Origin of the sequence: Bacteroides propionicigenes, assembly GCF_018390535.1 — a bacterium.
GTDB classification, from domain to species: Bacteria; Bacteroidota; Bacteroidia; order Bacteroidales; family Bacteroidaceae; genus Bacteroides; species Bacteroides propionicigenes.
Map to the genome: position 1 here is coordinate 47,522 of NZ_JAHBBW010000009.1, position 11,292 is coordinate 58,813.

The following is an 11,292-nucleotide window of genomic DNA, read 5'->3' on the forward strand; positions in this document are numbered from 1 at the left end:
TATTATTAGGGGGTTATTGTTTCCGTTTCTTCTTCGCTGTTGTCATTATTAAATGATAGTGTAAGTTGCTGCATCTGCCCGAAGCTGTCGATGATATAAATGTCAATCGTCTGCTGGTCGGTCGATGCCGAGGTGTAGTAGAGCCAGAACGTTTCTTTCTCCAGCGGGTAGAGGTCATTGGGCAGGAACACCGTGCCGTTATCCATTTCCAGCTTCCCTTTGCCGTCCGGCTGGAAATACCTTATCTGATAGGTAGTCGGCTGGTAATAGCCGCCACGCACCAGTCGGCAGCGTATTTCGGCGGTTTCCCCGACTTTCAGCCTTTTGGGTACTGGCAGTGTTTCGATGCTGAACGGGTACGCCTGCTGAATATCCAAGTTGTCATTACAGGCGGTGACAAGCACGAGGGCGGCCACGATGTAGCAGCCCATGATGATTTTATACATTACATTCTTCATATACATTATTATATAGCGGTCAGTTGATAATGAATTTCAGTCCCAAAGATACCTGCGTGTGGAACTTGCCTATGTCCGAGCCGAACAACGCCCGTTCCCTTGCACTGACAAGCAAGGCTATCCGGTCGGTCAGGTAGGCTTCCAGTTCCAGCGTCAGCGCACCGCCGTAGATGAAGCAATCCTTATCCAGCAAGGTAGAGCCGTCCGGCAGCAGCTTTTCGCTTCGGTTGCTTGTTTCGTACCCGGCGAGAGCCGACAATCCCAATGAAAGGAAAAAAGTCTTTCGCCTGTCCGATAGGAATTTCAGGTAATAGCCGCCCTCTGCGGTGAACTGTTCTACGGGTATCTGCATATCCTTGTAGTCATACTTCTTGTGCAGGTATTCGCCGCCAATCACCCAGCGGTTGGCGTTCTTGGTGTAAACGCTGTACGCCGCCCCGATGTGGTAGGCAAAATCCGTGTCGGAGTTCCAATGCACCCCGTCCGCCATGCCCGCCGTGACTTGCAAGCCTTTCATGCCCGGCAGGTATCTTTGCGCATGTGCCTGAAACGAGGTCAGGCACAGCGCAAAGAGCATCATTATAAAGATGTGTCTTTTCATTCCCTATTTGATTTTTAGTTCGTCAATCACTTCTGCGTTCACGATGTCGGCGTTCTCCACCCGTATGGTCTGATGCCGCCCGCCGTTCTTCTCGTAGAGTTCCACGACCAGCAGCTTGTCGTCAGGAATGGTGAACTTCGGCAGGGCGTACACCGTGCGCACGGTACTTTTTCCTGCAATCTCTATCACCTCGTTGTAGCTACGTACCGCATCCAGCACCGTTTCCTGAATAGCCGTGCGCTTGGGTACTTTCTTATCGGTTATCTTAAACTTGATGAAGTCGGTATCGAAAGGCACGTTGGAACTGTTCTTTGTCTGCGTGTGTACATAGAGCATCCCGTTATAGGTGTAAATCCCCTTGATTAAGAACTGTATGCCGAAACGCTTGCTACCCAAGTGGCGCACTTTCCGGTCATTGTTCTTGTAGATGCTCTGCATTATCAGTTTCACCAATAGCGGGCTTTCATTCCCCAGTTCCCGGAAATAGATGTTCATCCGGGTATGTGAGAAGTCGGACGTATCTTCATTCTCCAAGAAGTCTTTCATTTCGATGTTGAGCATTTCCGGTTCACGGGCGTACTTGGCGTTGAACGAAAAGAAACTGCCGTCCTCGCAGATAACGGAGAAGTTCGTTTCTCCCGGAAAGCCCTCTGTCGTGGCTTTCACCCTGATTACGTTCTCCGCACCGTCCGCCTTGCCCGCTATGATATGGTTGCTTCCCAAATCGACATAGCGGACGGCGGCGGGGAAGATGATATGCACCGTCTTGGCAAAGGTCACTTCCACGCCGTAGGGCGTAACCATTTGGCGGTACGGGAGTTTCCGGGTAATCCCCCGGTACAAGTCGTTGCCAGCCGCATACTTCACGGTGTCAGTGGTTTGTGCGTTTGCCGCACACACGCCCAGCAAGAGGGCGAACATTACAAAAATCTGTTTCATTGCTAATTGAAATTTTAACGGTTGATAAAATGGTTATTGTTGTTTGGCGTAAAGCATCACCCTGTACCCGGCTTTCAGCTTCACTTTCACGGTTCGGAACTTCTTGGCGAGGTAGCCGGACGTTCCTTGCAGCAATCCCCTTGTCACGTCCATAGCCACCTGCTGCCCGGCACTTTGGGCAAAGGAAATGCTTGTACCCAGCCCGCTTCCGATATTCGCCATAGCTTCGTTGAACGCTTCCTGCTCCATAGAGGACGGGACGGACAGCCCCTTTTGCCCGTCCGTGTCGAACACGGCGAGTTCCACCGGGATGATGTTGCCAGCGTACTCAATCGAGGACACCAGTATGTCAAGCCGCTCGCCCTGCACCTTTGCCGTCCCCGCCACGAGGGTATTCTTCGGCACGACTATGTTCCCCGCCTGCATGGGTTCGAGCAGCCGTAGTTTCACCGCCTGCCCGTCCGTCAGGGTTTGGTCTTGGTGGATGCAGGCGGCTACCGTGTTCTTTCCCATAGCGTACCCCGTGCCTACTGCCGTGTTGAAGCCGTAGTTTCGTGGCTGGCTGTAAGCCCGGATGAAGTCGGCATCGCTCATGGGCTGCCGCAATCCCGAAACGGTCGTTTCCCTGACAGCCTGCACCGCCACCGCATCCGGCTTGCGGTCAATGTCGCCCGTTACCGGGACTTGTGCGACTTGTCCCTGCCCGCCGTTCATGTACTTTGCCGCCAGCTCGTAGGACTTTTCCAAGAGTGCCATTTGGTCGTCAGCGGTGGGTGTGGCGTTCTGTTGTTGCAGCCTATCGGTCAGTTCCGCTACCTGCCGCTTCAAGTCCTCTTTTTCCTCGTCCACCGCCGGAGTTTCATAGAACGTGCTTAACTGGCGGTTGATGTCCCGGTAAGCGTATGCCGAAGAAGCACCGCCGCCCCTTTGGGGCTTCGCATCCTCTTCCGGCATCAGGTCGATTTCCGCTTGCGGTTCTTCCGCTTCATCGTTCCCGGTGAAACCGAAGTCCTGCAAGGACTGTATCTTCTCCTGCTGCCTGCGGCTTATCATCGCCTGTTCGTAAGCCTTTTGCTTGTCGGCTATAATCCCGTCCTCTGCGGGCAGGGGTATGTCGGCGTTGAAGCCGCCCACGCTTTCCACGTTCACGTCCTCTTTGCCGGAGGGTGCGAATATCAGGTACATGCACCCGGCAAAGGCAAGGAACATCAGCGGGAAGACTATCATTTTCCTGCGCTGCTGCACCTGCTGCGGGGTAAGTTCCCGTTTGGGTTTATCTTCCTTTTTCGGCTTCCCGTCCGCCTGCGGTACGGTCGTGCCGTTCTCATTCTTCTGTACTTCTTCCATATTGCGGTCTGTTTAAGGGGTTGATACTTTTGGTTGTGTCGTTGCCGTGCAACGGCAGTTGCCTGATGTGTTCTATTTGCAGCCGCCTGCCGTCCCGCTTCCCGATGTTGTAGATTGATGAAACGGTAATGTAGATAGACAAGCCGCCAAGGAAGAAGAACATCACGAGGATAACCGCCAGCCTTTTGCCCGGCGTAATCCGTCCGCACATTCGGCGCAGGCGGTCGTCCGCCCAGTCCCGCACCTTTCCGATGTAGTTTCGTTTTCTTTCCATAAGGCTATCTCTTAATGGTCTGCAAATCCTTGTTCTCGGTAATGGTGAACGCTTCGATGATGAAGCCGTGCGGGTTGTTGTCGCTCCGTGTGGCGTTGAGCAGGCGGCACGAGGTCACAAGGCTTCGCACCGTCAGGCTGCTTTCCCGGACAATCAACTGGCGGGCATACGTGTTCACCTTGTAGGGGTACTGGTCGAAGTCGCACTTCACGCTGTCAATCTCCACCGTCTGCGTGACGTTTCCGGAAATCACCCGGTTGTAGTAGCCCTTTTCCGCCAAGTCCTTGTAATAGTTGAAAGCGGTCTTGTCGGCGAGGAACAGCGAGCGTTTGATGTTGCTTTCGATAGCCCCCTTGTCGGGTGAGAGCGTGAAGAAAAGTTCGTGGAAACGCCGCACGTGCGACTTGGCTTCCACGGGTCTGTTCTGCGCCATGTCCTGCGAGAGTGCCAGCATCAGGCTTTTGCCGTTGTCGAGGACGTATATCTTCTGCCGCTGCTTTTCGGCGAAGCTGTACGAGTTCCACACGGCAAAGCCCGTCACCAGTGCGCACAGGCAGATGAATACCAGCGCAAAGAGCCTGATTTGCCGGAAACTCGTTTCGATGTTCGTTAATGACTTAAATTCCATATACTAAATATTGATGTTGGTTATTTGAGTAGTTTCCCGGTTACTTTCCCGCTTGCCGCACCGACCGCCGCCCCGGCGATTGACCCAGCCCGTGCCACGTTGCGGTTATAGGCAGACGTACCGCCAGCCGACACTATCCAGCTTGCCACCGTTGGAATGGTGAAGTAGCCCACGATGCCGATAATCATAAAGATTACATACACGGTGCTGCTCCCGTCAGGAATGAAATTCGGGTCTGAAAGCTGCTCGATGTCTTTTTGTAGCATCAGGGTTTGTATGCGTGCCAGCACGCTGCTGAACAAGTCCGACACGGGTAGCCACAGGTAAATGGATATATAGCGTGAAATCCACTGGGTCAGCGTGCTTTGGAAACCGTCATAGACGGAAATCGCAAACGCCAGCGGACCCAGTATGCTTAACACGATTAGGAAGAACGTGCGCAGCGTGTCTATAATCAGCCCCGCCGCCTGAAAGAGCATTTCCAGCAGTTCCCTGAACCAGTCCCGGACGGACTTCTTTATATTGTACGCCGCCCTGTCCATATACATACCCGTCATAGTTACCATATCGGAGGGCGACCAGCCCAGTTCTTCCAGTTGCCTGTCAAATTCCTCGTCCGAAGCGAGGTAAGCCGTTTCGGGGCTACGCATCAGGGCTTCATATTCCAGTCGGTCTTTCTGTGCCCGGTATTCGTTCATGTCGAAAGTCTGCGTTTCCATAAGTTGGTTGCACCCTTTCACCACTGGCGACAATACCGTGTTGATAGTCCCCAGCACGAACGTGGGAAAGAACATGATGCACAGCCCCAGCGCAAAGGGACGCAGGAGCGGGTACACGTCTATGGGTTCGGCACGTGCGAGCGACTGCCACACTTTGGCGGCTACATAGAACAGCGCACCCAGCCCGGCTATTCCTTTGGCTACCCCCGTCATGTTGCTGCACAAGGGCATCATTTCATCGTACAGCACCCGCAACACTTGGTGCAGGTTGTCAAAATCCACCGCTGCTAATAACATAGGCATACCGATTTATATGTTACCAGTAGCGTTCATCCGCCGAGCCGTAAAGAGCCAGCACCCGGTCTGTGTCGTTCTTCTTCTTTGCCCGCAGGTAGGACACGGATATGTTCTTTCGGGTGTAGTAGTTCACGAGGTTGCGGTAGTTGAGCAGGCTTTTGTAGGCGTTGTTGATTACCGCCAGCCTTTCGGCATCCGTCAGCGACATACCCGTCACGTTCACTACATTCTTCAAGTCCTGCAACACGTCCGCACTTTCGGAGAGCAGCTTGGCATACCCGGCTGAAATGGCGGTGAGTTCATCCGGCGTGTAGTTCGGGTCAGCCAGCATGTTCTGGTAGTTTCGCACGTAGATTTCGGATATTTCCGCCACCAGTTCAATGGACTTCTTCACCTTGATGCCGCCCTTGACAACATCGTGTACCGCTTTGAGCGCATCGTAATAGACTTTTCCCTGCTGGAAAATCTTCTGCGCTTCCATGAAGCCGTCCAGCGTGTTTTTGGCTGTGGTGGAAGTCTGCACTATCTGCTTGGTGGTGTTGATGATGCCCTGTGCCAAATTGCCGGGGTCTGACACCACCCACTGTGCGGATGCGTTGCCGATGAAGCAAAGGCATACCGCCATAAGGAGAATTGTTCTTTTCATGTTCCTGATTTTTAAGTTGTTGATGATTGGGGATTACGTTTGCTTTCTGCAAGCCTCTTGATAGCCAGTTCAAGGTTGCCGCCCAGCTTGTCGGCAAGTGCGAACAGTTCCATTTTCTCGCTTTCCTCTGTCGTGAAGGTGTAATATTCTTCCAATGAAACTTCTGTGGCGTACACCGCCGACTGCGTGCCGCCCAGCGAGAAGAAAACTTCCTTGTACTTCCGTCCGGGGTGGTTCGCCATGTTGATAGACAATATCTGCGAACGCTCCTTGTCGGTCAGTCCCAAGAGGTTCTGTATGCTGTCAAACTTGTTGAGATATTTTCTTTGGTCTAACAGGATTTTGCAGTCCGAGTTATTGATGATACTCTCTTTCACGATAGGGGAAGAAATAATATCCTCAATCTCTTGCGTGACTACAATCGCTTCCCCGAAATATTTTCGGACGGTTTTGTAGAGGTAGCGGATATAGTCCGCCATGTTCGCCGATGCAATCGCTTTCCACGCTTCCTCGATTAGTATTAACTTCCTTATTCCCTTTAACTTGCGCATCTTGTTTATAAAGGCTTCCATGATGATGATAGTCGTTACCGGGAATAAAATCTTGTGGTCTTTGATGTTGTCCAACTCAAAGACAATGAAGCGTTTGTGCAACAAATCCAGTTCCTTGTCGGAGTTCAGCAGGTAGTCGTACTCACCGCCACGATAGTACGGTTCAAGCACGTTCAGGAAATTGTTTATGTCAAAATCCTTTTCCCTGACGTTCTTCTGTTCAAGCTGTCGGCGGTAATCATCCCGGACAAACTCGTAGAACGTGTTGAAGCAGGGCGTTACCGAACGGTCTTTGCCTGTCAGTTCGATATAGGCACTCACGGCGTTTGACAACGCCACTTCTTCCGACCGCTTCGGGGCTTCATCATCCCGCTTCCACAGGGTGAGTATAAGGGTCTTGATGCTCTCTTTCTTCTCTATGTCGAATACCCCGTCCTCGACATAGAACGGGTTGAACGCTATCGGGTTCTCGTTGGTGTAGGTGAAATAAATCCCGTCCTCGCCGTGCGTGCGGTTGTGGATAAGCTGGGACAGCCCCAAGTAACTGTTACCCGTATCTACCAGCAGCACGTGCGCCCCCTGCTCGTAATACTGACGCACCATGTGGTTGGTAAAGAAAGACTTACCCGACCCGCTCGGCCCAAGTATGAACTTGTTGCGGTTGGTCGTGATGCCTTTCTTCATGGGCAAATCCGATATGTCGATATGCAGCGGGCGACCGCTCACCCTGTCCACCATTTTGATGCCGAACGGCGAAAGCGAACTCTTGTAGTTCGTTTCTTCCACGAACAGGCAGAGAGCCTGCCCCAAGAACGTGTAGAAACTTTCCTCTGCGGGGAAGTCCGCTTCGTTTCCGGGTATGCCCGCCCAAAAGAGCGTGGGCGTATCGACCGTGTTGTGGCGTGGCTTGCACTCCATTAGCGCAAGCTGGCTTCCCACATCGTTGCGTATGCGTTTGAGTTCTTCCCGGTCGTCACTCCATGCCATGACGTTGCAGTGGCAGCGCACCGATACAAGCCCCTTGCTGTGCGCTTCGTTCAGGTACTCGTCTATCCATTCCTTGTTCACTTGGTTGGCACGGGAATAACGGGAGAGCGATTGCATGTTCCGGGCGGTCTGCTCGAAGTTCTTCAGGTTTTCGGCGTGGTCGTCTATGAAGATGAACTGGTTATAGACGTGGTTGCACGACAACAGCACGCCCACCGGGGCGGCGAATGACAGTCGGCAGTCGCTCCGGTCAGTGGACAGCTTCTCAAACCGTGTGTCCGTCCCGACCTTTCCGGGCAAATCTTCCACGTCCGAAAGCGTGTGCAGGCACAGTATGTCGTCCCCGACACGCATTTCTTCCGGGTACAGCCCGATGTCTTTCAGGCAGGTGGTATCTGTCTGCGATAGCGAGAAGTATTTCTCGATGATGCCCGCCTTTCCGTCCTGCCCGGTGATTTCCGATGCCGCCAGCCGGGTAAGGGTGACAAACCCGCTGTCGTTCATAATCCTTTCAAACTGCCCGACCGCTTCGATGAACTTTGCCGCCGCTTCCTTGTCGGCTATCTCCTGCGGTACAATCCTGCCCCGGCATAGGGTGGAGAAGTCGCTCTGTCGGCGGCTTCTCTCCCTTGTCGTCTTTGTCAGGAACAGGTAGCAGTAATGGTTCAGGAACGGGCGTTCATTGAAGTGCCGTTCAAAGGAGCGGCTTAAAAAACTAAGCTCGTCCCTTTCCGTGTCGGGCTGGTAGTTCTCCTTGATGAAGAAGTCCTGCTTGTGTACTATGGAGTAGTCGGGCAGCACCTTGATTGCCTTGTACCATGCCGAATGTATGGCTTCGTACTCGGCACTGGTGACGGTGAACAGTTCGGGCAGTTCCACCCTGAAAGCCACCGTTATGTCCGCATCCTTTGAAATGATGCAGCCGTTCTCCACCGCCAAAAGGGGGAATTTCCTTTCCAGCGTGGTAGCCTTTAACATATTTCTCATGGTCTTTCTTCCTTTCTTTTTTTGTAGGTGAATAATCGGGGTATCGCCTTTCGGCTGATAATGAAGCGTGGATGCCGTTTGCGTGCGGCGGCTTTCATCAGCCCGTGCGTGCCGTACTTGGCGTTGAGCCGGAACGTCTGCCACACGAGCAGCAGCGAAGCCGACACGATGAAACCGATACATAGCCACTGGTTCACGCCCGCCATGAACAGGACGATGAACACCACGAAGACGGCGAGCAAGCCGCCGCAAAAGATAAAGAGGTACTGGCTTTTCAGCCCCTTGAACTCCACGGGCTTCCCGATACCCCTGTTTACCTGATATTTTTCGGGCTTAGCCCTCAACAACTCGTCAGACATAGCCGCAGGTTTAGAGGAAGAACGAGCGCAGGATAGTGGCGGCTACAATCAGGAAGATGCACGCCCCGAACCAACTGGCGGCGGTCTTTGAGGTGTCGGGGTCGCCGCTTGAAAACTTGTTATATACTTTTACCCCGCCAATCAAGCCGCAGACCGCCCCGATTGCGTACACCAGTTTTGTTCCGGGGTCGAAATACCCGGTGATTAGGTTCGTGGCTTCGGTGATGCCCGCCTGCCCGTTTCCTTGTGCGTAGGCACTTACCACGGCGGCAAGTATAGCCGCCGACAAGAAGATTTTCTTTCTCATTGTGATTTGTTTTTAATGCCGGGCGGCGGGTGGATAGTCCGCCTTTCCCGGCTGGTGAATAATTTGAAATTTTAGTGGTCGGGGATAGTCCCGTTTGTCTGTTTGGTTTTCAGGTTGCCAATCAACCGTAATCACGCTGTTTCATGCTGTCAGGCTTATACATTATTATATTATAGGAAATCGTTCATGTCGAACGCTTCGTGTTCCTTGCTTTTATTGCCAGCTTCGGCAGGGACAGCAGCCGCAGCCAGTTCCGCTTCGTTGCGTCCCAGCAGTTCCGCCACCTTTGCCAGCCCGCCGTTGATGTTCTCCACCACCGCATCGTAGAGGTTCGTCCCCTCAATCCTTGCCAGTGTCCCGGCGGCTTGCCGCTGTTCCGTTTCGGTGGGGTTGTCGGCGTTCGCCGTGCGTACCGCTTCGCCCAGTTCGTCAAAGCTCACGCCCGTAGCCCGCCCGGTATCATCGTCACCGTCCATGTACCCGGCTATTTCCTCGTCCTCGTAGTCGGGTTCGTCATTCTCGTAACCGGGCGTTTCTTCCGGCAGTCCGTCAGCCTGCGGCGCAAAAATAGTATCATTTTCAGCCGCTTGCGGGAGGTGTCCCGATTTGTCCTGCGCTGTCTGAAATTGTCCGCTCTTGTATCGGCTTTCACCTATCAGCGTGTAGCCTGAAACCCCGTTTCGTGGAAGCGGCGCATCATCCGTTTTGCCCGGTGATGTCCGGCTGTCCGTGTAGCGATACCACAGCCACAGGGCGATGTAGTACACCAAAAGCCCGGTAAGTATGCAATAGATTACCATAGTCAGACAGGCTTTTGGAAGTGGCTTTCGTACAGGGTGTTTATCTCGTCTTGGTACTGCTCGAAGTGGCGCAGCAGAATGTTTTCCACGTAGCTGCTTACCGTCACCTTTCGCCCGCCTATCACCGTCACGATACGCATCAGCTTCTCATGCGTGGTTCGGCTCACGTACAAGGGCTGTCGGTCTGCCAGTTCCACTTTCTGAAAGTAGGTTTCCCGGTAGTCGCCCGAACCGCCCTTGCGCTTGCGGGGTGTCGGTTTCTCTACTTGCACTGTTTCAGCCTGCCGTCCCTCGTGGGCGGTTTCCGTTTCGCTGCCGGGCTGCGGTTCATCATCCGGCTGGCTCTCCCGCTTGGCGGGTACACCCTGCGAGATAAGTTCCCGCATAAAATCCTCGTCTATCTTCGGCATCCCGCCGCTTTGCTTTGCCATATCATTTTAATTTGATGTAGTACACTATTTCGGTTATCAGTTCTTCCAAGTTGCTTCCCCTTACCAACGGGCGGCTGGCGGGAAAGAGCGTGGAGCGGAACACCGCCTTTTTATCCGCCACCAGTTCCTTTTTGTAGCGTTTGGTATCGGGGATAAAGGTTTTCATCAGCGGCAGTTCCAGTTCCTTAATGGTCTTGTCGTAGGCGGTGTAAAGGTCTGTTTTCTCCCTACCGTCCACCATGTTCCAAAAGAGGTACAGCCCGGCAAGTCGGCAGGCTTCATTCCTCACCAATAGCTTTTGGATAGCCATTGCGAACGACAGGCTGCTTTCCAGCACCACCTTGTCGGCTGAAATGGGGGTGAAAATGTAGTCCATGCCCGCAAGGGAGTTTATCACGCCCTCGCTGTTCACCGTGCCGGGCAGGTCGAAAAACACTATATCCGGCACGTGTCCGGCGGCTATATGTTCGTCAGCCGTTGCAATCGCCTTTTCAGGTGAACTGCACAATACCGGGTAGGCTTTCTTCCCCAGCCGGGTGAACTGCTCATACGCCATTCGCTTGTAATCTTCATCCGCCCCGACCTGCTCGGCATCCCGCTTTCGCATCCCGGCAATGGAGTGTTGCGGGTAGTCGCAATCGACCACCGCCACATCGTAGCCTTTGAGGTAGTATAGGTAACTCGCCGCCAGCACGGTAAAGGTGGTTTTGCCGACCCCGCCCTTTTGGGTGGAAAAGGCGACATAAAGGGGTGTTTTCTCGTTTTCCATATTGCTTCCGTTCATTATTGGTTGATAGATTTGTTTATTGCTTTCAATCATTCATTCTTTCCATGTTGCAATCTTGAAATATTGAAAGACTGTTTTATTTCAATCTTGTTTTCCTGCTTTCATTCTTTCTTGAAATATTGAAATCCTGCAATCATGTTTTATTGAAATCCTGCTTTCAATCATTCTTTCCTG

At 52.9% G+C, this 11,292-nt stretch carries 14 protein-coding genes; all 14 read right to left on the reverse strand.

Features of this window, described 5'->3' with window-relative positions; genetic code table 11:
* Nucleotides 1-5: 5 nt before the first annotated feature.
* Complete coding sequence (locus KG118_RS11705) at nt 6-464, reverse strand: DUF3872 domain-containing protein (protein ID WP_007754124.1); 459 nt, start codon at nt 462-464, stop codon at nt 6-8.
* A 13-nt stretch (nt 465-477) separates the two neighbouring features.
* Entirely contained in the window at nt 478-1,059 is a 582-nt protein-coding gene (locus KG118_RS11710) for a conjugal transfer protein TraO (RefSeq protein ID WP_007754126.1), read from the reverse strand.
* A 3-nt stretch (nt 1,060-1,062) separates the two neighbouring features.
* Complete coding sequence (traN, locus tag KG118_RS11715; protein ID WP_007754128.1) at nt 1,063-1,998, reverse strand: conjugative transposon protein TraN; 936 nt, start codon at nt 1,996-1,998, stop codon at nt 1,063-1,065.
* A gap of 33 nt (nt 1,999-2,031) precedes the next feature.
* Complete coding sequence (gene traM / locus KG118_RS11720; RefSeq protein ID WP_007754131.1) at nt 2,032-3,345, reverse strand: conjugative transposon protein TraM; 1,314 nt, start codon at nt 3,343-3,345, stop codon at nt 2,032-2,034.
* On the reverse strand, nt 3,323-3,619 hold the full coding sequence (locus tag KG118_RS11725; protein WP_007754134.1) for a TraL conjugative transposon family protein: 297 nt from the start codon (nt 3,617-3,619) through the stop codon (nt 3,323-3,325). The genes traM and KG118_RS11725 overlap by 23 nt, the downstream gene beginning before the upstream one ends.
* 4 nt (nt 3,620-3,623) lie before the next feature.
* A complete protein-coding gene (gene traK, locus KG118_RS11730) occupies nt 3,624-4,247 on the reverse strand; it encodes a conjugative transposon protein TraK (protein ID WP_004325451.1) in 624 nt (207 codons plus the stop codon).
* 20 nt (nt 4,248-4,267) lie between these two features.
* On the reverse strand, nt 4,268-5,263 hold the full coding sequence (gene traJ / locus KG118_RS11735) for a conjugative transposon protein TraJ (protein WP_028728967.1): 996 nt from the start codon (nt 5,261-5,263) through the stop codon (nt 4,268-4,270).
* Between the two features lie 19 nt (nt 5,264-5,282).
* The gene (locus KG118_RS11740) at nt 5,283-5,909 is read right to left on the reverse strand and encodes a DUF4141 domain-containing protein (RefSeq protein ID WP_007566703.1); all 627 of its coding nucleotides are present in this window, start codon (nt 5,907-5,909) and stop codon (nt 5,283-5,285) included.
* 11 nt (nt 5,910-5,920) lie between these two features.
* Nucleotides 5,921-8,434 carry a TraG family conjugative transposon ATPase gene (locus tag KG118_RS11745; protein ID WP_007566701.1) on the reverse strand — a complete coding sequence of 838 codons (2,514 nt, stop codon included), beginning with the start codon at nt 8,432-8,434 and terminating at the stop codon, nt 5,921-5,923.
* Nucleotides 8,431-8,793 (reverse strand): DUF4133 domain-containing protein, encoded by a 363-nt coding sequence (locus KG118_RS11750; protein ID WP_007566699.1) that lies wholly within the window; start codon nt 8,791-8,793, stop codon nt 8,431-8,433. The genes KG118_RS11745 and KG118_RS11750 overlap by 4 nt, the downstream gene beginning before the upstream one ends.
* Nucleotides 8,794-8,803: 10 nt before the next feature.
* The gene (locus KG118_RS11755; RefSeq protein ID WP_004308755.1) at nt 8,804-9,100 is read right to left on the reverse strand and encodes a DUF4134 domain-containing protein; all 297 of its coding nucleotides are present in this window, start codon (nt 9,098-9,100) and stop codon (nt 8,804-8,806) included.
* A gap of 170 nt (nt 9,101-9,270) precedes the next feature.
* The gene (locus KG118_RS11760; protein ID WP_007478186.1) at nt 9,271-9,900 is read right to left on the reverse strand and encodes a hypothetical protein; all 630 of its coding nucleotides are present in this window, start codon (nt 9,898-9,900) and stop codon (nt 9,271-9,273) included.
* Between the two features lie 2 nt (nt 9,901-9,902).
* Complete coding sequence (locus tag KG118_RS11765) at nt 9,903-10,331, reverse strand: DUF3408 domain-containing protein (RefSeq protein WP_007478184.1); 429 nt, start codon at nt 10,329-10,331, stop codon at nt 9,903-9,905.
* Nucleotide 10,332: 1 nt separating this feature from the next.
* Nucleotides 10,333-11,115, reverse strand: a complete 783-nt coding sequence (locus KG118_RS11770; protein ID WP_005924189.1) for a ParA family protein — start codon at nt 11,113-11,115, stop codon at nt 10,333-10,335.
* Nucleotides 11,116-11,292 lie beyond the last annotated feature (177 nt).